20 protein-coding genes are annotated in these 21867 nt (G+C 62.9%); 10 read left to right on the forward strand and 10 right to left on the reverse strand.

Going from position 1 to position 21867, the window contains the following annotated elements:
- Positions 1-6 precede the first annotated feature (6 nt).
- The 6 genes from LOZ83_RS09145 to LOZ83_RS09170 all read right to left on the reverse strand — a co-directional run bounded on the left by LOZ83_RS09145 (position 7) and on the right by LOZ83_RS09170 (position 5885).
- Entirely contained in the window at positions 7-894 is an 888-nt protein-coding gene (locus LOZ83_RS09145; RefSeq protein WP_236789874.1) for a helix-turn-helix domain-containing protein, read from the reverse strand.
- Positions 895-898: 4 nt separating this feature from the next.
- Positions 899-1873 (reverse strand): AraC family transcriptional regulator, encoded by a 975-nt coding sequence (locus LOZ83_RS09150; protein ID WP_236789875.1) that lies wholly within the window; start codon positions 1871-1873, stop codon positions 899-901.
- A 77-nt stretch (positions 1874-1950) separates the two neighbouring features.
- Positions 1951-2799 carry a fumarylacetoacetate hydrolase family protein gene (locus LOZ83_RS09155; protein ID WP_236789876.1) on the reverse strand — a complete coding sequence of 283 codons (849 nt, stop codon included), beginning with the start codon at positions 2797-2799 and terminating at the stop codon, positions 1951-1953.
- A gap of 2 nt (positions 2800-2801) precedes the next feature.
- Positions 2802-4244 (reverse strand): M81 family metallopeptidase, encoded by a 1443-nt coding sequence (locus LOZ83_RS40365; protein ID WP_236789877.1) that lies wholly within the window; start codon positions 4242-4244, stop codon positions 2802-2804.
- 4 nt (positions 4245-4248) lie between these two features.
- On the reverse strand, positions 4249-4614 hold the full coding sequence (locus tag LOZ83_RS09165; protein WP_236789878.1) for a RidA family protein: 366 nt from the start codon (positions 4612-4614) through the stop codon (positions 4249-4251).
- Positions 4611-5885, reverse strand: coding sequence for an aspartate aminotransferase family protein (locus LOZ83_RS09170; RefSeq protein WP_236789879.1), 1275 nt, complete (start codon positions 5883-5885; stop codon positions 4611-4613). The genes LOZ83_RS09165 and LOZ83_RS09170 overlap by 4 nt, the downstream gene beginning before the upstream one ends.
- A 234-nt stretch (positions 5886-6119) precedes the next feature.
- Here LOZ83_RS09170 and LOZ83_RS09175 point away from each other — a divergent pair, with 234 nt between their 5' ends.
- Complete coding sequence (locus LOZ83_RS09175; RefSeq protein WP_236789880.1) at positions 6120-6947, forward strand: IclR family transcriptional regulator; 828 nt, start codon at positions 6120-6122, stop codon at positions 6945-6947.
- On the opposite strand, the gene neuC is transcribed toward LOZ83_RS09175, so the two are convergent.
- Together neuC and LOZ83_RS09185 are read right to left on the reverse strand one after the other, a co-directional pair.
- Positions 6922-8133: a UDP-N-acetylglucosamine 2-epimerase gene (gene neuC, locus LOZ83_RS09180; RefSeq protein ID WP_255823459.1), complete on the reverse strand. Its 1212-nt coding sequence runs from the start codon at positions 8131-8133 to the stop codon at positions 6922-6924. The two genes, LOZ83_RS09175 and neuC, sit on opposite strands and share 26 nt — an antisense overlap.
- 76 nt (positions 8134-8209) lie before the next feature.
- Complete coding sequence (locus LOZ83_RS09185; protein ID WP_236789882.1) at positions 8210-9292, reverse strand: pyridoxal-phosphate dependent enzyme; 1083 nt, start codon at positions 9290-9292, stop codon at positions 8210-8212.
- A 156-nt stretch (positions 9293-9448) separates the two neighbouring features.
- Between LOZ83_RS09185 and LOZ83_RS09190 the strand changes: the two genes are divergently transcribed.
- From LOZ83_RS09190 to LOZ83_RS09200, 3 genes are read left to right on the forward strand one after another with little or no spacing between them, the layout of a single operon-like run.
- Positions 9449-10735 carry a glycosyltransferase gene (locus tag LOZ83_RS09190; RefSeq protein WP_236789883.1) on the forward strand — a complete coding sequence of 429 codons (1287 nt, stop codon included), beginning with the start codon at positions 9449-9451 and terminating at the stop codon, positions 10733-10735.
- A 60-nt stretch (positions 10736-10795) separates the two neighbouring features.
- The gene (locus tag LOZ83_RS09195) at positions 10796-11803 is read left to right on the forward strand and encodes a GDP-mannose 4,6-dehydratase (RefSeq protein WP_236789884.1); all 1008 of its coding nucleotides are present in this window, start codon (positions 10796-10798) and stop codon (positions 11801-11803) included.
- A 7-nt stretch (positions 11804-11810) separates the two neighbouring features.
- Positions 11811-12986, forward strand: coding sequence for a DegT/DnrJ/EryC1/StrS family aminotransferase (locus LOZ83_RS09200; protein WP_236789886.1), 1176 nt, complete (start codon positions 11811-11813; stop codon positions 12984-12986).
- Here the strand turns inward: LOZ83_RS09200 and LOZ83_RS09205 are convergent.
- On the reverse strand, positions 12955-14142 hold the full coding sequence (locus tag LOZ83_RS09205) for an amidohydrolase family protein (RefSeq protein ID WP_236789888.1): 1188 nt from the start codon (positions 14140-14142) through the stop codon (positions 12955-12957). The two genes, LOZ83_RS09200 and LOZ83_RS09205, sit on opposite strands and share 32 nt — an antisense overlap.
- 187 nt (positions 14143-14329) lie before the next feature.
- Entirely contained in the window at positions 14330-15391 is a 1062-nt protein-coding gene (locus LOZ83_RS09210) for a nucleotidyltransferase family protein (RefSeq protein ID WP_236789889.1), read from the reverse strand.
- A 244-nt stretch (positions 15392-15635) separates the two neighbouring features.
- Here LOZ83_RS09210 and LOZ83_RS09215 point away from each other — a divergent pair, with 244 nt between their 5' ends.
- The 6 genes from LOZ83_RS09215 to LOZ83_RS09240 all read left to right on the forward strand — a co-directional run bounded on the left by LOZ83_RS09215 (position 15636) and on the right by LOZ83_RS09240 (position 21856).
- Positions 15636-17018 (forward strand): transcriptional regulator, encoded by a 1383-nt coding sequence (locus LOZ83_RS09215; protein WP_236789891.1) that lies wholly within the window; start codon positions 15636-15638, stop codon positions 17016-17018.
- A 9-nt stretch (positions 17019-17027) separates the two neighbouring features.
- On the forward strand, positions 17028-17756 hold the full coding sequence (locus LOZ83_RS09220) for a triacylglycerol lipase (RefSeq protein WP_236789894.1): 729 nt from the start codon (positions 17028-17030) through the stop codon (positions 17754-17756).
- 22 nt (positions 17757-17778) lie between these two features.
- Positions 17779-18036, forward strand: a complete 258-nt coding sequence (locus LOZ83_RS09225; protein ID WP_236789897.1) for a hypothetical protein — start codon at positions 17779-17781, stop codon at positions 18034-18036.
- A gap of 234 nt (positions 18037-18270) precedes the next feature.
- Positions 18271-20610: a PEP-utilizing enzyme gene (locus LOZ83_RS09230; RefSeq protein WP_236789899.1), complete on the forward strand. Its 2340-nt coding sequence runs from the start codon at positions 18271-18273 to the stop codon at positions 20608-20610.
- Entirely contained in the window at positions 20607-21122 is a 516-nt protein-coding gene (locus LOZ83_RS09235; RefSeq protein ID WP_236789900.1) for an adenylyl-sulfate kinase, read from the forward strand. Before LOZ83_RS09230 ends, LOZ83_RS09235 begins: the two co-directional genes overlap by 4 nt.
- A complete protein-coding gene (locus LOZ83_RS09240) occupies positions 21119-21856 on the forward strand; it encodes a class I SAM-dependent methyltransferase (protein WP_236789901.1) in 738 nt (245 codons plus the stop codon). Before LOZ83_RS09235 ends, LOZ83_RS09240 begins: the two co-directional genes overlap by 4 nt.
- Positions 21857-21867: the final 11 nt, after the last annotated feature.

A 21867-nucleotide genomic window follows, 5' to 3' on the forward strand; every position in this document is an offset into this window, starting at 1 on the left:
GAATCCTCAGCACTCGTCCCCCAAGGCGCCGCGATGCCAGGTGTCCCACGGCCATTCGCCGAATCGCGCGTGGTACCAGCGATACAACGTCGCTCTGTCGCGGAATCCGCACTGCTCGGCTGCTTCGCCCACGGAGGAACACCGGCCGTCCGACAGGATCCGCGCGAGGCAGTCCAGCCGCACGCCACGCAGGTAGAGGTGGGGCAGCTGACCGGACTCCTCGAAAGCCGCGACGAGCGCCGCCAGTGATACCCCGGCCTGCCGCGCGTAGTAGCCCATTTCGGTTCCGGCGAAGGGTTCGGCGTGCATCAGCACTTTGCCGAACGCCGCGAGGTCGTCGGGGTTCCTCGCCGCTTCCCGGCCGGAGTACGCGTACGGCTGGTGTTCGAGTAGCCAGTCGACGAAGACCACCTCGGACGGCCTGGCCAGCCGGGACTCGGGCGCGCCGGTCAGGAACCGCATCAGGCTCTTGGTGACGGTGTCGTTGATGCTGCGCAACGAGGTCACGACCGGCGCGAACGAGACCAGCCCCTCGGGTGGGAATCCGGACCTGCGCGCGTGCACGAAATCGGACGCGATGCGCACGACCCGCACCATGCCGCCGGACACCCACTCGATCTCGAACCGCTGGTGCGGGCCGGCGGCGAGCAGTGAAGCGGGGCCGGCTTCGAGGTACCGGTCGCCATGGCGGCACGCCACGCGTCCATTGAGGACGATGAGTACGACGTAGTCATGTTGTGGTTGCAGGAGTTCGAGCGATGCCTGACTGCGGGTGGCGAGTTTCCCGGCGCGCAGCCGGGTGCTCGCGCCGGGGCTCAGGTACCTGGCGAGTTCGTGTCCGGGCGTGATGCGCAGGACGTGGGGCCCCAGCAGGGCGTCGGTGTCGTCGGCCATCGCCTCACCGGTCCCTGTGCAGGGTCTGGTGCGGCGTCTCGCCGAACTCACGCCGGTAGCAGGGGGCGAAGCCCTCGACGGTGAAGCCCCATCGCTGCGCCACCTGCTCGATCGTGACCGCGCCGGGATCGGCGTCATGCAGGTCGATGTACGCGCGGCGGAGCCGGACGTGGAACAGGTGTCCGGGCACCGTGGTCTGTTCGTAGATCCGGAACGCCGCGTCGAGCGACCGGGCGCTGACGCCGAGATCGCAGGCCAGGGAGCACTCGGTGTGCCATCGCTCGGGCGAGCCGTCCAGCAGCGCCATCGCCTGCCGGAACACCCGCCGCGGCGCCGGTAACGCTGGCGCGTCGAGGATCTCGCTGTAGGTGTTCGGCTGGGCGCGCAGCAGGCCGACAGCGAGTTTCTCCTTGAAATGCGGCCCCCACAACCGCCGCCGCGGGATCCAGTCCGGGCGGCTCGCGCGCCGGTAGCACAGCAGGAGCAGGCTGAACCAGTCCTGGGCCCGGCCCGTGCGGATGTTCATCCCGAGGTCGAACCGCAGCGGCCACGGCGTGTCGATGCCCAGCATCGCGTTGAGCGTGCTGACCAGGAACGGCCACGACAACCGGGTGACGAGCACCTCGGCGTCCTCCGGCAACTCCATTCGTAGCGGCTCGTCCTGCCTGCTGACCAGCATGACGTCCGGGGTCGACTCGATTTCGTCATTCCCGCAGCGGACGTGCGTGATCCCGCGAATCGGGACCTGCAGCGCGATGAAATCCTTGGTACACCCCGGGTCCACCCACACCGACGCGCCATAGTGGACGTAGTTGAGCCCGACCTCGCCCAGCCCCAGCGAGTTCATTCGCGCGTCGAGCACGCCGTCACGGCCACGGATCCCGAACTCGTGCGGGCACAAGACCTGCCCCACCTGGGTGCGAACGTCATCGAGATCCGTCGACCGGAACAGTTCGTGTCCATGCAGCGGTAGAACCATGTTTCCCTGCACCTCCTGGCGCCGGCCGAATCGGGAGTTCGAAGGTCTTGACCAAACCTGCGATGCCGCCTAAATCATCAGGCCTGCCCGCACACGTTCCGCTGGCGGCCCAGGCCGACGACCTCGACCTCGACCACGTCACCTTCGCGCAGGTACGGGAACCGTCCGGACAGTGCGACACCTTGTGGCGTACCGGTATTGACCAGGTCACCGGGTTCGAGCACGAGGAACTGGGACAGGTGCCAGATGATCTCGTCGACGGTGAGGATCATGTCAGCGGTCTTCGAATCCTGCCGCAGCCCGTCGTTCACCCAGGACCGCAGTTCGAGCACCTGCGGGTCGGGCAACTCCTGCACAGGTACGAACCACGGCCCGACCGGGTTGAACGTTTCGCAGGATTTTCCCTTGTCCCACTGGCCGCCCGGCCGTCCAATTTGGAACGCACGCTCGGAAACATCGTTCGACGTCACATATCCCGCGACACACGCACGCGCGTCACGCAGGCTTTCCAGGTACCGCGCGCGTTTTCCGATCACCACACCGAGCTCGACCTCCCAGTCGGTCTTCGTCGAGCTGCGCGGGATGAGGATGTCGTCGTACGGCCCGACGACGGTGTTCGGCGACTTGTGGAACAGGATCGGCTCCGATGGCGGTTCGTCGCCCGACTCGGCCGCGTGCGCCGCGTAGTTCTGGCCGATGCACAAAACCGCTCCCGGCCGCGCGATCGGCGCCCCGATGCGGTTGCCGGCGATGTCGATCTCCGGCAGTTCGCCCGAGTCGAGCGCGATCCGCGCCTGGCGCGGCCCGTCCTGTTCGAGGAAACGCCCGTCGATGTCGGCCGTCAGGGGTTTCAGGTCGTGGTATCGGCCGTCCTCCAGCAGCACCGGCCGTTCCTCCCCCGGCGGCCCGACCCTCAAGAACTTCATCGTCATTGTCCTGTCTCGAAAGGGAACATCGGTTTGCGGCGGTGCTGATAGGTGAATCGCTCCAGCCCCATCGCGGTGACCCCGTCGGTGTCGACGACGATCATCCGCTTCGCGATCGGCCCGTACGCGGCGCGCGGTGAGTTGACGCCTTTCGCGACCACGATCTGGAAGCTGCTCGGATCGACGCCGACGCTGAGCAACTGCTGCAGGCTGGAGTTCAGGATCGCTTTGGTGCTCAGGACAAGCGTGTGCCCGGCGTCGGTCTCGATGACCGCTGCCGGACCCATGTCGAAGAACCGGTAGCCGCCGTGCGTGGGCTTGGGCTCCTCGAACCGTCCGTCGGAAAGCGCTTTCACAACGCCGGTCACCGGCACGTTCCTGGTACCGACTTCGAGTGTGACGGTCGCACCGACCCCGGCTTCGCCGCACTGGCGGACCGATTCCGCATCCCACAGCGTCTGCACCAGCGATCGCCCCCCACGCGCGATCGCCGCTTCCAGAATCACCGTCGAATCGCCGGGTGCGCCGCCGCCGATGTTGTCACCGACGTCGAGCAGCACCACGGGCCCCTGCTCCCGCTCGGCGATGTCGAGCGCCTCGTCAACGGTCGTGCCCCTGGCCTGCAGTTCGCCTCGGCGCCGCCACACCTCGTCCGCGAGTTCCTGTGCGGCGGCCTCTGCCTGCTGGGCGTCGCCGTCGGAAATCGCGATACAGGACATGCCCATCTGCGGCACATCCGCGTACGGGAAGCCCTCCACGACGCTCACCGACAGCAGCCCGTTCTCGAGCTGCTGTGCCTTCTCGACGAGCTCGGACATCGGCGGCTCACTCGTGTCCTGCCGGGCAATGTTGACGACGAGGGGCAGTTGGACGAGCGCTTGCTCCGGCTTGATGGTCCCCTCGGCGGTGGCGAGCACCAACTTGGTACACGCCACCGCCTTCTCCCGGGCGTCGACGTGCGGGTTCGTTTGGTAGACGAGCGTGATGGTCAACGCTTCAACGAGCTTCTCGGAGACGTTCGCGTGCATGTCGAGCACAGCGCCGACGGGTACATCCGGCCCGACGATCTGGCGTACCCGTGCCGCGATTTCCCCGTCCGCGTCCGGAATGTGCTCGGCCACGGCGGCGCCATGGATGTTGAGCAACACGCCGTCCCACGGCCCACGGTCCCGCAACTGTTCGAGCATTTCACCGACCAGCGACTCGAACGCGTCCTCCGTGATCGCCCCGACGGGCGTCACGTTCGCCTGCAGGAGTGGCACGAGTTCCGCGCCACGCCGGCGGCACTCCTCCAGGTAACCACCGATGGGCGTCGCGGATCCGTCGTACTCCGCGATGATCTCGTCGCCGCGGAACACACCCCCGTCCTCGAAGAGCCGTTTGTCGGCCTTGAACGGCGAAAACGTGTTGGCCTCGTGGAACAATCCGAGCGTCGCGAACCGCACCCCGTCACTCCCCCGCGTAACCCACGACGTCGATCTCGAACTTGATGTGACCGCCGAGGCAGCCCGTCAACGTCGTACGCGCCGGCAGCGGTTGGCCGAAATACTCCCGATAGATCCGGTTGAACTCGGGCACATCGGCGGGATCGTCCACATAGGCACCCACTTTGACCACATCGGACAGTCGCAATCCGGTCTCGCCCAGCACCTTGCGGACGTTCTCGATCGAACGCCGCATCTCCTCCTCGAAGGTGCCAGGCACGATCACCCCGTTCTCGACGGATGCCTGCCCTGAGACGAACACGAAGTCACCAGCGCAGACGTACGGTGAGAAGTTGGCGGTGTTGCCGTTCAGCTTGATATCGCTGGTCATCGCGCCACCCACGCGGTCAGCGCCTTGTCGAAGCGGGTCAACGCGGTCTCGAGTTCGCGCGGCCCGTGGCTGGCCGACACGTACCAGACACCGCGGCCCGCCACCCAGATTCCGTGCTCGACGAGCACGGCCGCGAGCTTTTCGTACAACGCGAGGTCGAGTTGTTGCAGCGAGCGGTAATCGATGACGTCGGCGTCCCCGAACGACACGTGGAACGCTTGCGGCAGCCCGGATACCCGCAATGGCACGTCGTGGTCCGCACTGATTTCACGCAGCCCGGTCATCAGCGCGTTACCGTGCGTAACAATCCGGTCGTACGGCGGATCGTCGACGAGGCTGGTCAGCGTCGCGGTCACGGCGGCCGTCGCCATCACGGAACCGTTGAAAGTGCCCGCGTGGTTGACCTCGCCGGTGCCGAACCGGTTCATCAGGTCAGCGCGGCCGACCAGCGCGGCGACGGGGAATCCGCCGGCGATGGCCTTGCCGTACGTGGCGAGATCCGGCGTGACGCCGTAGCGGCCGGCGCCACCTCCGAGCCCGAGTCGAAAGCCCGAAATCACCTCGTCGAAGATCAGGACGCACCCGTGCCGCGTGGTGAGTTCCCGCACCGCTTCGAGATATCCCGGCAGCGGCTCGATCACACCGGCGTTGATCATGATCGGTTCCATGATGACCGCGGCGACTTCGTGCTGGTCAAGGGCGTCCGCGAGCTGATCGGCGTCGTTCCAGGGCAGGATGACGGAGTCCTCGAGATGACGGGCGAGCTGTCCGGTGCTGGCCGGACCCCAGTTGCCGTCGCGCTGGCCGATCAGGACATTGTCGAGCCAGCCGTGGTAGTGCCCCTCGAACCGGATGATCTTGGTGCGGCCGGTGGCGGCGCGGGCGAGCCGCAGCGCCGCCTGGACCGCTTCGGTGCCGGTCACGCTGAACCGGATCATGTCCGCCCAGCCTGTCGCGTCGCACACGAGCTCGGCGGCGCGGACCTCGAGTTCGTGCTGGCCGCCGAAGATCACGCCTTCCCGGCAGGCGCTGAATACGGCGTCGATGATGTGTTTCGGGGCGTGGCCGAGGAAGTTGGGCCCCTGGCCGAGGAGGTAGTCGACGTAGTCCTGGCCGTCGACGCTGTAGAGCCATGCGCCGCGGGCACGTTTGATGAAGTCCTGCGAGCCGCTGAGCCTCACGTTGGAATGCACCCCACCCGGCGTCCGCTTGAGCGCTCGTTTCCTGAGCTCGTCGGACTGGGTGAGAAGCCGCGACCCTGCGTCGTCCATCGAAGGTCCCTTCGAGCGAGTTTCAGCTAGTGAAACGGCAGATCTGCCAGATAGGTTCAAACTACGACTGCGGGGAGTGGATCGTCAAGGGGGCCGTTACTCGGCGCAATATTGCACTAATGGTTGACACTGGACCCCTAGCTGTCACCCTGAGTGTTCTGGCCCCCTGACACGCAGGTTGCCAGAGCGGTAACATCTGAAACGCAAAGGTTAACTCTCGAAATGGGGTAGATCGTGGGCCGCCGCCGGAAGCAAGATCCCGAAGACCTCAGTCCGCAGGAAGACTCCGACGAGGAGCGCGACTATTCGGTTCGCGCGGTCGAGCGGGTTTGCCTGATCTTGAACCTGTTGCAGGAGTCCGTGGACGGGATCACGCTGAACGAGGTGGCCCAGACCACCGGCCTGCCGAAGTCCTCGGCATTCCGTTACCTGTGGACGCTCGAAAATCACCGCTATGTAGAGCGCGACGAAGAGGGTGGCTTGTTCCGGCTGGGTCTCGGTTTCGTCGGGATGCAGTCACGCCATCTGGAAATCCTGCGCGAGCGCGCGCGTCCGTCGCTGGAACACCTGCGCGACGAGTTCGGCGAAACGGCGAATCTGGGATTGCTGGATGGTGATCACGTAATCTACATCGACATCGTGGAAAGTCGCCGGGGCGTCCGCCTGGCCGCCAGCCGCGGTGACCGTGATCCGATCCACTGCACGGCCCTGGGGAAGGCGATCGCGGCGCAACTGCCGGAAGACCGCGTGCGGGACCTGTTGACGCACACCGGTCTGTCGAAGCGCACGGGCAACACGATCACGGATGTCGAGTCATATGCCGACGAGCTGGCGAAGGTCCGCAAGCAGGGCTACGCCCTCGACGACCGCGAAAACGAAGACGACGGCCGTTGCGTCGCCGCACCATTGCTAGGCACCCACCTCCCCGTGGCGATCAGCATCAGCGGCCCGTCCTCGCGCTTCTCCCTGGCGGACGCCAAGAAGGCAGCGAAGACACTGATCGACGTCGCCTCGGGAATCGCCACCAATCCAGTCATCATTGGCCACCGGGCGAATCCGTAGGAATCGCCGCCCGGCCGAGTTGGTAGCCATTCGAACGATTCAGCGTGTGAAACCGCTTCGGCAACGTGCGTCGGAGGTCCACTTCTTTGAGAACGCGAACGATACGCTCGGCTGCGTGCCCGTCACCGTAAGGCGACACAGCCGGACCGGCCAGCGAACTCCGAGAGTACTCAAGGGCGCCTCTGATCGCACGTTCGATCTCGTCGACATCCTCACTACAATCGAAAATTGACCTCACCCGGGGTCGACCCTCTTGACGACTACCGATGTTCACCGTGGGGGTTCCCAGAGCTGGAGCTTCGTATATCCCACTGGACGAGTTGCCTACCACCATGGCTGCGCACTGTACGAGACTGAGATAAAACTCCTGCCCAAGGGAACCAAGAAGCTTGGCAGGTTTATCACGCACGTATGAATCGATCAACGCAGCTATTTCCGCGCCGCCTTGATCAACATTTGTTCGGGTAAAAACGATAGTCGCCCCGGGGAGCCTGTCCAAGGCATCAAGAAGGCCGAGTAGACCCTTCCGGCTTCCCTCCGGATCGGCAGTCGCCGGGTGGTACGTCACAACAATTACCGGCTTCTCGAGGTCAACCTGCAGCATATCTCCGACCTGGGAACGATCCAGCAGACGCATCTGTCGAAGCAGATCCAAAGCGGGCGCGCCCGTGTTGTGCACCATGATCGGATTCTCGCCCATCTGAATTACCCTTTGCCTGAACTCCTCCGTCGATGTGAAATGGATGTGAGCCAGTTTCGTGATCGCATGTCGACACCAATCATCGGTCGATCCGGTCGTGATCTCGCCACCGCCGATATGCGCGATCGGTATCAATTGAAGAGCGGCCACCACGGCGACGGCAAGAGCCTCATACCGGTCACCAAGGAGAAGCAGAATATCCGGACGGAGGCGGGACAAGCTGTCGGCATAGCTGATTGCCCCCAGCCCAAACGATTTCGCGGCACTACTTGAGGTGTCGCCGGCGACAACCACCTCAACCTGTTCGGATACGGAAAACCCGTCGGATTGAACCTGCTCAATCGTACGCCCCTGCTCTGGAACGAGATGACCTCCACTGACCAGGAGCTTCAAGTCGACGTCCGGGTCGCGATCAATAGCCTGGAAAACGCTGAGCAACGGACCGTAGTCGGCCCGCGAACCAGTGAACCCACATATTGTTCGCATGTATCGACTAGTAGTCAATACGCTTCTTCATACGAAGGAGGCGAATTAAGCCGCTGGAGCAATTTTACAGGACTCCTCAGGCCGCGACCCACCGGGCCACCTGGTCGGTCACCTCGTCCACCGTCACAGGAGCCAACCCAGCCGACGACCGAAACCGACTCAAGTCCTTCCAGCCGGCACCCGTGAGTACAATTACCGGATAATCAGAAGGTGTGAGCTTGCCATCTTCGGCATCACGACGGACCGCGGCGAGGCACGTCGCGGAGGCCGGCTCCACGAATACACCCTCCGTCTCGGACAGTTCCCGCTGCGCGTCGAAGATCTCACGATCACTGATCGAGCGCCCCCAACCACCACTGGCGGCAACCAAGTCGACAGCGAGACCACCATCCGGTGGCATTGGAATCTGCAAACCGGAAATCTCAGTCTCGCACAAATCGACGACCGGATGGGGAAGTTCGCCGTCCAGCGTGCGGACGATAGGGGCGCACCCTTGAGGTTGACACACGATCACGCTCGCAGCAGACCCGCGATGCGCCAGCCCTCGCGCCACCGACGCCGCGAGCCCGCCACCACCTGCGGGTACATACACATGCGTCGCTTCTCGAAGCTGTTCCACGATCTCGTAACCGATCGTATCGACGCCCCGCATACCGTCAGGATTCAACGAGTTGGCAGTCACACCGAGAAACAGATTATGTCGACATGAAGCTTCCTCGACGCGTCCAAATAACTCCTGCAGTGCGCCCGGAGTCCCACCACTCCCGATACCCTCGACGGGTAAGACAAATACATTGTACGGGTTAACCGCCGCTATCTTTTCGGCGGGCGCAGTCGAAACAATGCAGAGGAACCCGGGCATGCCGGCTTTTGCGCCAAAAGCTGCGAATGAATTACCGGCGTTACCTGAACTCGTGGCTATCCAGCCTGCATGATCTCGGCTGACGGCAAGCGAAATCGACATAGCAGCGACGCGATCCTTGTACGAACCGGTCGGGTTGTAGGATTCCATTTTGGCATGAAGTTCCGCCACCCCGATTCTGCCGGCAATTCGTTCGAGAGGAAGCAGCGGAGTTCCGCCTTCGCCAAGGCTGACGAATCGATCGACGCGCGGAAGGTCCGCCGCGAACCGAGTCAAACCGCGATAGAGCTCGGGCACAGCGCCCTCCGATCTGCCAAATGACCGCATCGAGTACGCGAAATTAGGCTCCTAGCATCCGCAGACGCGTCATAAAACACTATCACCACCACATTCCGGCATGTACAGCGTCGTAAAAAGTAAAACACAACTTTCATTGCTGCGAGGTCCATCCCCTTGAACGTACTGATTTTCACTCACGGAAGCCGTGGGGACGTCCAACCTTTTGCCGCGTTGGCCGCGGCCCTCGACGACGCAGGCCATCACGCCATACTGTGCGCTCCAAAATCTTCTGTTCTGCTGCCCACCCACAGCGGCGTCGAATTAATCCCTTTGACGGAAGATCTGGGCAAGTGGATGACCGAGCCCGAAGTCCTCGAGGCCGCAGAGAGCAACTATCGCGGACTGAGCGGGAAAAGAATCCTCCTCCAGGTTGTTCGCAAGGTTCGCGGCATGATGGCAACCGTACTCGATGAAATGGCGTACATCGCAATCGAATTGCACGATACTGGGACACGAATCGATGCCGTCGTGCACCATGTTGACCTACCAGCCCATGAGATCGCCGAAATGCTCAGGGTGCCAGCGATACCGGTCTGCCTGCAGCCGTCCTGGGTGCCCACCTCAAGCTTCCCAAATCCTGAAGTTCCCTTCACTATTCCGAAAGTGCTTAACCGACTCTCGTACACTACTACCAGATTGAGATTGCGCACCTTCACCGGAAACACCTCGTCGTGGCGCTCCAACTCGCTGAAACTTCCACGCAGACGTGGTCATCAGAACTTCCTCCGTACGCCTGGCGGAAAACAATCCACTATTATCCAAGCGTTCAGCCGGCATCTGCTACCAAGCCAGTTAAACTACCCGGCCCAGGTGCATACATCTGGTTTTTGGTTCACGCCTCGGGTTGAGACGCAGGTGCCAAGCAACGGCCTTCGTAGCTTTCTTCAGACGGGCCCAACACCCGTCTATATTGGTTTCGGCAGTATGGTCGGCACCAGCCCGGAGCGAACATCCAATTTGATAGTAGACGCAGTCGAGCGGACAGGGATACGCGCTGTTGTGGTGACAGGCTGGGGAGGGATAAAAGAGACCAAGAACGACAATATATTCTACCTGAAACAGGCGCCGTTCGACTGGCTGTTTCCGAAGGTTGCAGCCATTATACATCATGGCGGTAGCGGCACCACCGGAATTGCGCTCGTAGCAGGCCGACCACAAGTTGTCTGCCCGTTTCTTCCTGATCAACGGTACTTCGGCAACCGTATACACGCACGCGGGGTAGGTCCGGAACCCATACCCCAACGGGCTCTTGATGCTTCGCGCTTGTCGATGTCGATCCAGTCCGCACTCGGCGAGTCTCACTTCGCGGAAAATGCCGATGAGCTGGCAGCTCAAATCCGCTTGGAAGACGGTGTCCGTACAGCGGTAAAGATCATCGAGTCCGTTACTTCGCGCGATTAATGCAGTTTCCCGCGCGGAAATCATTCCAACGATCCCCACCTTGGCGGAGGTTCTTTCGAAATGAGCTCCGGACCTTATCAACTCAAAGGAAAAAAGGTGCTGGTTACTGGCGCTGACGGATTTATCGGGAGCCACTTGGTTGAGCGCTTGTTGCTTGAGGGTGCGGATGTGAGATGCCTCTGCATGTACAACTCGAACGGTTCGTACGGTTGGCTCGACGACCTGGATCCACAACTTCGCGCCGACATCGACTTCAGGCTCGGCGACATTCGTGACGCCAGGTTCGTGCGCGAATGCATTGAAGACGTGCAGATAGTTTTTCATCTCGCCGCCTTGATCTCAATACCCTACAGCTACCTGGCGCCGCACTCCTTTGTCGAGACGAACATCATCGGCACCTTGAACATTCTGGAAGCCGCGCGGGTCCTCGACGGCGTGCGAGTCATCCATACGTCGACGAGCGAGGTTTACGGTACACCGAAGACAGTGCCGATTCGCGAAAGCCACGAACTCCATGCACAGTCCCCTTATGCTGCCAGTAAAGTGGCCGCAGATCAGTTGTGCGGGTCGTATGCATGCTCCTTCGGTGTCGATGTCCTGACCTTGCGGCCATTCAATACCTTCGGCCCACGGCAGTCGACGCGTGCGATAATCCCGACGATCTTGACACAACTTCTGGCCGGTCGGCGCAGTATCAATTTGGGTAGCCTTACCCCGAAACGGGACTTTACGTATGTGTCAGACACGGTCGACGGTTTCGTCAAGATGGGAACAGCGAAACTTGCTCCCGGTACCACGGTGCACCTCGGGACCGGGACGGCTGTCTCGATAGCAGAGCTGTTCGGCTTGTGCTGCGAGGTAACCGGCGTGGAGGCAAGTGCGGTCCCAGATGATATTCGATTCCGGCCGGAATCGAGCGAGGTCGAGATCCTCCTCTCCGATCCGAGTAGCGCGGCCGAGAAACTGGGATGGAAAGCCGAGACAGCCTTTAGCGATGGATTGGTTAGTACTACGGAATGGTTACGCCTTCGGGTCGGCGGCGAGCAAGCCGTACGGTTTCATCGGTGAGCCCGGTATGAACATACCGCTCAACGCACCATATATCGGCCGCACGGAGTTCAAGTATGTTGAAGAATGCCTTTCCAGCACATACGTCTCGTCCGCGGGTCCCTTTGTAGGACGGTTTGAATCAGCTTTTGCCAAGTCCGTCGGCAGCTCCTTTGCGGTGGCCTGCAGCAGTGGGACAGCAGCCCTCCACGTAGCGCTCAGACTTGCTGGGGCACAGCCAGGGGCGACGATTGCCGTGTCCGATTTCACGTTTATCGCGTCGGCCAACGCGGCCGCCTACACCGGCGCTGATCTACTGCTTGTCGACAGCGAGCCCCAAACTTGGAATATGAACACCCAACTGCTCCTGGAAGAAGTGCACCGGCGTGCCCGACTCGGTAAGAAAATTCCGCAGATCGTCGAGATCGTTCATGTTCTTGGCCATCCAGCGGACATGGCTCCCCTCCTCGAACTCCGCGAGAAGTACGGCGTACGGATAGTCGAAGATGCTGCCGAGGCGCTGGGTTCCCGGTGGATATCTGGACCGCTGGCCGGCCGACAAGTAGGCACAGTCGGTGATTTCGGTTGCTACTCCTTCAACGGTAACAAGGTCATCACCTCGGGGGGCGGTGGCATGATCGTCACTGGCGATGAAGGCCTCGCCGATCACGCAAGACACCTCACAACACAGGCGAAAATTGATCAACGAGAGTACTTGCACGATGAGATTGGCTATAATTATCGACTGACGAACCTGGCCGCCGCACTGGGATTGGCGCAACTGGAGCGGCTTCCCGTAATGTTGGAGGAGAAACGTCGCATCGCGGCGTCCTACTCCGAGCTTCTGCGGGGACTCGACATCAGTCTCGCCCCCGACGTCGCATGGGCTCAATCATCATACTGGCTTTACTCGGTCTTGTTGTCCGCTGGCGCAGCCTCGCCGGCGTCGGTTGTCGCAGACTTAGCAGCAGCTGGCATCGAGGCCCGACGAGTCTGGCCACCACTGCATCAACAGCGACCGTACGCATCCACCGAACGGGTCGGTGCCGACGTCGCTGATAGGCTCTATGGACTGGGTCTATCCCTGCCCAGTTCAGTCGGCCGTGCGACTAGTGAACAGAGACACGTCGCACACGCGCTGTCCATGATCCTGCAAAATCCGGATAAAATTGCTATGGAGACCGCGCGATCGATCCGTTCTTAATTACCAGGACGACATTTTGTAAAGATCCGATGTCAACGAGCGGGTTGCCTTTGACACCGACGAGGTCAGCTACTCTACCAGCTTCTATGGTGCCAACCCGGTCAGCGACTCCCAGTGCCTGTGCCGCATTCGATGTCAATGCTTCGATTGCCTCGCGGTTGGTCAACCCACAGCCCACCAGTTGGCGTGCTTCATTTGCCACCCGCCCGTGCGGCGTGGCCGTGCTTCCCGCATCTGTTCCAGCGGCCATGACCACACCCGCAGAAACAGCTCTAGCGATACTTTCACGATGTGCGGGCAGTACGATCTTCACCTTGTCCCGAATGTACCGGGGAATGTTCTCGTCCTCGAGAAAGCCGGACGGAAGATCTGTTGCGGTCAGGGTGGGAACCAGAATTGTGTTATTGGCTACGAGCTCGTCCAGCGCAGGTTCGTCGATCATCACCGCGTGCTCTACGGTGTCGACGCCTGCCGCGGCCGATATACGTACAGCGTTGGCGTTACTCGCGTGGGCCGCAACCCGAAGCCCCAGATCATGCGCGACATGGACCCCACGGCGCAGCTCGGGCTCGTTGAACTGCACGGCGGTCAGATCCGATCCGGGAGTGCTTACGCCACCGCTTACCGCGAATTTGATGCAATCAACACCGGACGCGGACAGTTCCGAAATTGCATCAACGATGTCGGCTTCATCCTTGACCACTCTTCCAACAAAGTGACCGTGCCCATTGGGGATCGTAAGCAGAGGTCCTGCGGCAAGCAATCGTGGCAGAGTGCTACCAGAATTGCTCGCCCTTTCCTTCAGAAAGTAGATTTCAGGCGACGGTGCGCCTAGGTCGCGCACCGTAGTCACCCCTGCCTGAAGATGAGCGACGGCTCGTCTCGCAGCGCCCGCAACGTCACGGTCGATCCCGCTGATCATGTCACGGCCACCATTAAAAAAGAGGTGGACGTGGGCGTCGATGAATCCGGGCAGTATCGTTGCCTGGGCTGCGTCGAGAACCGCAACCTCGCCCGCCGCCACCAATCGAGCGTCTTGCAGTGAATCGTAGACGCCGTAAATATTTTCATCTTTGATCAGCAGAGTTTGCCCGGGACGTTCTAAGTAACCGTAGGGGAGAAAAATATTCACGTTCGTCAAGGCAATGAATCCCAATGCCGGCCTCCGCGCGGTATGCTCCTGCCGACTGCGACCCAAAATATATGGGAAGACGGAGGCCGGACAGGAATCTATGATCGCCTGCGATGACAATATTCGTATACTACCACGTAGTATACGACATCATTGGAGGCGGCGCACCTGCGATATAGCAGGCGTGGTTGTCGCAGGCGTGGCCCGTCGATCAGACTTGCCCTCTCGCTTGCGCAAGTTCCGCGGGTCGCCCTATGTCCTGCCAGTCATCTCCCAGCGCCCACAGGTTGACACGTTCCTGACGCGACAGACAGTCGGCGAACAAGCTGGTAATAGGAAAGAGGTCGCTACGGGGAATACGCGCCAGCAGGGTAGGCTCAAGCACATAAATTCCGGCGTTCACCCACCACGAAATAGTCGGTTTTTCGACTATTCTGTCGAGGCTACCATCAGTCGATTCCAGAACACCGAACGGCACTTCATGCCTATATTCACTCACGGCAATCGTCGCCGCCGCGAGCTCGCGCGCATGCGCCTTGAGCAGGTCGTCAACCTGAAAGTTCGTGATCAGATCGCCGTTCATCGCCAAAATCGGCGCGGACGGCTGGTAGCCCAGGTCTCCGAGCAGTCGCAGCGATCCTCCTGTCCCCAGGGGATGCTCCAGGTCTTCCCGCAGATATTCGATCGTGCAGCCGAATTTCGCCCCGTCCCCGAAATGCTTTTCAATAATATCAGCAAGATAATTTACGGACAGGAAGATCGTAGACACCCCGGCGCCGACCAGGTGCAGCACCAACCGTTCAAGTATCGGCCGCCCAGCAACAGGTAGCATCGGTTTCGGGACGTCCTTGGTCAGCCGGCCCAGCCTGGTGCCGCGACCGCCGGCCATGATCACGGCCCAATTTGGTAATTTCCGCATGCCGACGATCTGATTCTCGACATGGATACTGGACAATCGCCCTGTCTCGTCAACAACGGGGACTTCGCGCACCTTTAATGCCTGCATCAGGTCCAGGACTTCAGCCCTTCCGTCCTCGGGCCCAGTCAGCATGGGCGGTTTCGAAACCAGAGGCGTCACCGGCTCGTCGAGTGACTGCCCGGTGAGCAAGGACCGCCGGATCGCACCTTCACGAACCACCCCTTGAAAGATGCCGTCATTGCCGACGACAAAGGCCGCAGAAATACGTTGATGGTCGATCAGTGAAAGTGCGTCGCGTATTGAAGCAGAGCTTCCGATGATGAAATCCGAAAGGTTCGCATTATGGTGAGTCACAGCCGCTCCCAGTGGTACCTCTGCACCTACACTTCAGGTTTGTCTTCAAGGCTTGGTCGCAACCAGGGGACGAGTTCCGTCTGCCCCACGGCCGCCAGCCACGCCCAGCGGGGCCGCCGTGCGCGAAATCGCCAATACTGTGCGCAAAGCGGACAGCCGGAGGGCCTGTCCCCGGGTTAGCGTCGATGGCTCGCAGACAGATCAGGCGATGCACAGACCCCGACCCGAGGAGCGAAGAGCGATCATGGAAGTTGACTTCAACCAGCCGATCTCACAGGTCATCCGTGCCGCTCGGCGCAATCGTCAGCTCAGCCAGTACTCGCTGGCCCGCGAGCTCGCGACCATCTCCGGACGGCCGACCATCACGCGGGATCTGGTCGCGCGGTGGGAGCGCGGCCACCAGATCCCCCGGCTCGGCACGCGCCAGTGGCTGGCGGTCGTTCTCCAGGTCCCGCAGGAAAGACTCGATATCGCGGCGGCCGCGGCGCGCAGGCGTAGCCGGCTCGGGCACGCGGTCGTAACCGAGAACGCACCCGCCGGACCCGGACCGGCCAGAAGGGCTCAGGGCACTCCCGCGCTGCTCCCCGTCTTCCGGTCGCGCGTTCAGGCCGGCATCCTCGCCGCGACCCTGATGAACCCCGACCGCTCCTTCAGTCTCACAGAGCTCGCCGAGCATGCGGGCAGCTCACTTGCCAGCGTCGACAAGGAGAACAAGCTCCTCGAGAAGGCCGGGATTCTGACCAGCCGTCGCGAGGGCACGATCCGCCTGATGCGCGCCAACTGTGACGGCGGCCCGCTGGCAGGCCCGCTGACCGAGTTGATGCGTATGACCTACGGCGTACCCCAGGTCGTCGGCGAGGAGTTCGGGTGCGTGCCGGGTGTGGTGCGGATCGTGCTCGGCGGTGTGTGGGCAGACCGGTTCGCGGGCATCGCCGGCTCGGCTCCGGAAAGCATCGAGCTGCTGGTCGCGAAGCCAAACGGACGCACGCTGGACGCACGCGCGCTCGCCACCGCGGCGAAGCGCACCGAGGAACGGCTCAAGCGACCCGTGCACTTCGCCGTCGCCGCGATCGAGCCGGACCCCGACACACTGCAGATTCCGCGGCAGCGCCCCGGCCACCCGGTCGTCGAGGTCGCGCCGATCCGACCACGTGTCGTGCCGCAGATCGCGGGCGTCGAACTCGACGGCAAAGAGGTCATCGCGCAGCTGCTGCGCATCGGACAGCTCGAGATGGCAATGGGGCCGGCGGCCAACAGCCAGCCATTCTTGGAGCTCGCGGCCCGGCACATCGCGTCTGCCGAGTGCCTCACCGAGGACTCACCCGACTCGTCCTTCGTCCTGCTGTCCCAGGCCGCGCACCTCATCGGTTCGGCGATGCTGGCGCAGCAAGGGCTGCGGACGTCGGCGGCAGCGCCGGATCATGTTCTCGGCACGGCCGTCACGGCACAGTTCGGGCACCAGTTCTCGCAGATCGAAGCACTCCGCCAGCGGGCCAAGGAACTCCAGCTGCCGACGAGCCGGGACAGTCATGTCATCCCCGCCGAGGCCAAGACCTACCTCGGCACAGTGCGGTCGCTGCTGGCCACCGCGACGGAGGTCATGCCCAAACTGGGACTCTTCAGCTGAGGTGGAGCAATGCTGCGCAACATGGCCGTGGAGCTCGCGAGCGTGGTCGACCGCCTGGTGCGTTACCCCGCAGGCATCGGCGCCCGCTGGGTGATGACGCATCAGGCCCGGCGCCCGCTCGTCATGCTCCCTGGCCTGGCGGACAACACCTCGATCTTCACGCAGCTCAAGGCCGCCCTGGACGCCAGGGATGCCGGGCCTGTCGTGTCGTTCAGCTACAGCCCACTCGTGGGCAAGGTCCAGACGGCGGCGGCCCGGCTCGCGAACCAGATCGAGCAACTGTGCGTGATCAGCGGCGGGGGTCAGGTCGACCTGGTGGGGCACAGCCTCGGCGGCCTGATCGCTCGCTACTACATACAGCGCTTGGGTGGCTCTGCTCGCGTCGGCACCGCGGTGACGATCGGGACGCCGCACTGCGGAACGCTCGCCGCACGGCTGCCGTCACCATTACCGCTGGTCCGGCAGCTTCGCCCGGGCAGTGACCTGCTCGCCGAACTGGCCGGACCGGCGCCAGGCTGCTCGACTCGGTTCATCGCCTATGCGGGTGACAGCGACCAACTGGTCCTGCCGAGCCGCAACGGGCTGATCGACCATCCGGACCTCGACGTGCGCAACGTCGTCATCCCTGGCGCCGGGCATCTGTCGCTCGCAGTGCACCACCAGGTCATCACCGAGATCTGTGCGTTGTTCGGCCGGCCGGATACCGTCGAAGACGTACCAGTTCAGCGATCAGCCTGAAACGCCCTGAGGTGGAGGCCGCATGAGCGCGGTTCCTTCGGATAGAGCCCTCGCGATCCTGCGCGCGGTCGCGCATGGCCGCGCCGAGATGACCTGCAGCTGCGAGCCGGACCTGTTCATCGATGGTCTCGCCTGTTGCGACCAGGCGACAGCCCGGTTTCTCGCGCATTCGAACCTGATCCGCCCGGCTCGTCCGGGCGAGGTCGGCCAGCGCGTCCCCGTGCGACTCACCTCGGCCGGCCGCGACGCCCTGGCTACGGAACCACTCGAAGCCGCTTAGAGCCCGTCGCCGACTTGTGTGGCCCCCCAGTTCGAAGCGATCGCCGGCGTCCAGGCGAAACCACTACGGCGTTACGCCGAATTGCCGTGCACAGCCCCCGGCAGCCGTTACCTAAAGATCGCCACAGCAGAATTCGGCCCCAGTTGTTCCGGCACATTTCCGCATATGTTTGGTAGGCGGGCATTGTCCCGTCATCGTCTGTTCTGACGCCAGCAATCCGGAAGTGGGCCGCACATGCGTGGTTATCTCGATACCGCTACCCGGTTCGAGTTCGGCACGAAAGCCGAAACCCTCACCAGGTTAGCCGAACTCGTCCGGACGGCCGTGGTGCTTCCGCTCGAATATTTCACTGTCGCGGAATGGCGCGGCGAACCGGAACAGGTGCTGACGCGACTGTGCTCCCAGCAGTGGTCCGCGGCGCCGCTGATCGTTCGTAGCAGCGGATACGACGAGGACAGGACGGGTTCTTCACTGGCCGGCCGCTACCTGTCCCAGGCGCACGTCAGCGGCAGGCGCGAACTCCGCCTCGCCATCGAGAAAGTCGTCGATTCGTTCGACAGCGACCATCCGGAAAACCAGGTCCTGGTCCAGCCACAATTCGAAGTGGCGACGGCGAGCGGTGTCGTCTCGTCGTACGAACCCAGCTGTGGCGCGCCTTATCGAGTGGTCAACTGGACCAGTGGATCCGATACAACAGAGGTGACTTCCGGCGGCTCGGTGGTGAAGACGTGGTATTTCCTCGACGGAAACGCGGCAGTTCCTCCCGCCGCCGAACTCGAAGGAATACCGGAGCTCGTACTGGAACTGGAAGAACTGATCGGCGACGAACCGTTCGAGTTCGAATTCGCGGCCACCGAATCCGGCGCCCTGATCCTGTTCCAGGTACGGCCGCTGGCCGGGGTACGACCGATCCCGCGTGGGCAGCGGCACGCCGAGATCGTCGCCGAGTGCCAGGGACAGGTTCGGGCACTCAACCGCGAACAGTCCGTCGCGCTCGGCAAACGGACCGTACTGGGGATCATGCCGGACTGGAACCCGGCCGAGATGATCGGCGTGCGGCCGAGGCCGCTCGCGACCTCGCTTTACCGGACTCTCATCACCGACAGCGTGTGGGCGGAGTCGCGGGCCCGCTACGGCTACCGCGATCTGCGCGGTGTGCCGTTACTCGTCGATCTCGGTGGGCTGCCGTACATCGACGCGCGCGCCAGCTTCACGTCGATGGTCCCGGCGTCGCTCGACGATGTTCTCGCACGCCGACTGGTGGAGCACTACATCGAAACGCTGCGCGGCAACCCCCAGCTGCACGACAAAATCGAGTTCACGATCGCGCTCACGTGCTATCACTTCAACACCCCCGATCACGTGCGAGAACTGATCGAGTCCGGGATTCTTCCGGCGACCGACTCAGCGCTGCTGACGAAAGGCCTGCGCGAACTGACCATCGCGATCATGGCAGACCACGGGCCGTTCGCCGCCGATCTTCGTGCCTCGGAACACCTCGCCAGAACCCCCGTCACGAGGCCGGCCGAATTCTCGCTTTCGCATCTGGAATACCTTCTGACCACCTGTCGCCGCCGAGGGACTCTCCCATTTTCCGGCTTGGCCCGCGCGGCATTCGTCGCCACCAGCATGGTGCGCAGCCTTGTCGAACTGGGCGTTCTCACGGCCACCGAGGCAGACGCCCTCCTCGGCAGCGCGAACACGGTCAGCACCGTCTTGTTGCACGACTTCGCGACGCTGACCAGAGACGAGTTCCTGGCACGATATGGGCATCTGCGACCGGGCAGCTACGACATCCTGTCACCACGCTACGACGAAGCACCCGATCTTTATTTCGACTGGTCGCGGGAAGCTCCGCCGGCGTCGGCGAGCACGCAATTCGAGCCGAGTGCGGAACAACTGCGAGCGATCCGTGAGCTGCTTGTTTCCCATTCACTTCCGGGCAGTCCGGAACGCCTGCTCGAGTTCGTCGCCCAGGCCGTCGCCGCACGCGAATACAGCAAGCTGCACTTCACCCGTTTCCTGAGCGAGATCCTGGTCGAGGTCGCCCGCGCCGGTGCGCGGCTCGGATTCACTCCCGATGACATGTCGTATCTGACGATTTCAGCGCTTTGCGATTCGAGATCGGCAGACCGCCGGTATATCTCCGAGCTCGTCCGAGCAGGCAAAGAGCGGCACGAGATGACCGAAATCCTGTGTGCGCCAGCGGTTCTGACCGATCCGGCAGAACTCACGACGTTCGTGGCCGGCAACGGCGCGGCCAACTTCGTCACCCAGTCGCGAGTCATCGCCAGGGTCGCTGATGTGGCCGCCGGCGACGATCCGACCGACGCGATCGCCGCGATCTCGGCGGCGGATCCGGGATATGACTGGATCTTCACCAAGCGCGTCAAGGGTCTGCTGACGGCGTTCGGCGGCGCGAACTCGCATATGGCGATCCGGGCTCTCGAACTGGGCATCCCGGCAGCGATCGGCGTCGGGAAGGAACAGTTCGAGCAGTGGCAGCGGGCCGGCGTGCTCGAGATCGATGCGGGCAACCGGATGGTGCGGGCGGTCGGGGCGGGCAGATCGTGACGAAGGGTGCGGTGATCTGGATAACCGGCCTGTCCGGCGCCGGAAAGTCGGCGGTCGCGAGCGCTCTGGTCGCACAGTTGCGGGAGGAAGGCAGGGCGCCGGTCTTCCTCGATGGCGACGAAATCCGGGCGGCGCTGGGGGCGGAACACGATTTCGCGATGGAAAACCGGCGGCGGCTCGCCGGGACCTACGCGCGGCTGTGTCGGCTGTTGTCCGACCAAGGGCATGTTGTCGTGTGCGCGACGATCTCCTTGCAGCATCGGGTTCACGCCTGGAATCGGGAGAACATTCCGTCCTATGTGGAGGTTCTACTCGATGTGCCGCTGGGGGAACTGCACCGGCGCGACCCCAAACGCATCTACCGGCAGGCCGACGGACACATCGTCGGCATCGACCTCGCCGCCGAGTTCCCGGTGACTCCCCATCTCCGAATCCCCAATCACGGACCCACCTCGCCCATGGTGGCGGCCGATCAGATCCGGAACTACTGCAGAACACAAGGAGTGTTATGACAACCTGGGACTACACCACGCTCGCCGCCACCTACTCGCTGCGGCCGCCATACGCGCCGCGGGCCATCGACCAGATCGTAGGGCTCAGCCTGACGCCGAACCCGCGGGTCGCGGACATCGGCGCAGGCACCGGTCATCTCACGCTCGACCTGCTGGCGCGCCGCTGCGAGGTGGACGCGGTGGAACCGAACGCCGCGATGGCCGAGATCGGACGGGCCCGGACCGAGGGCCGGGCGTCGTGGTCGACCGGAACCGGCGAGGCGTCGGGACTCCGCTCGACGTCGTACGACCTCGTCACGTTCGGATCGTCGTTCAACACCACGGATCGGCAAGCGGCACTGCAGGAGTCGGCACGTCTGTTGGTGAACAGTGGCCACATCGCGTGCCTGTGGAATCACCGGCAGCTCGACGACCCGCTGCAGTTCGAGATCGAGTCGCTGATCCGCTCCCGGGTCCCCGAATATTCGTATGGGCTGCGCCGGCAGGACCAGGCGCCCGTGATCGACGAAAGCGGGCTCTTCGGCGAGACGTCAGTGGTGGAGGAGCCGATCGTGCACCGCGTTCCGGCCGACGACTGGATCGCCGCTTGGCGTTCGCATGCGACACTCCAGCGGCAGGCGGGCGACCAGTTCGACGATCTCGTAAATGAGATCGCGAAGATCGCCGGCAGCGGCGAACTCGAGGTCCCGTATGTGACGGTCGGGTGGACCGCGCGGCTGAAGGACCGGCATTGAAACCGATCGGG

Origin of the sequence: Amycolatopsis sp. GM8, from assembly GCF_021653975.1 — a bacterium.
Classification (GTDB): Bacteria; Actinomycetota; Actinomycetes; order Mycobacteriales; family Pseudonocardiaceae; genus Amycolatopsis_E.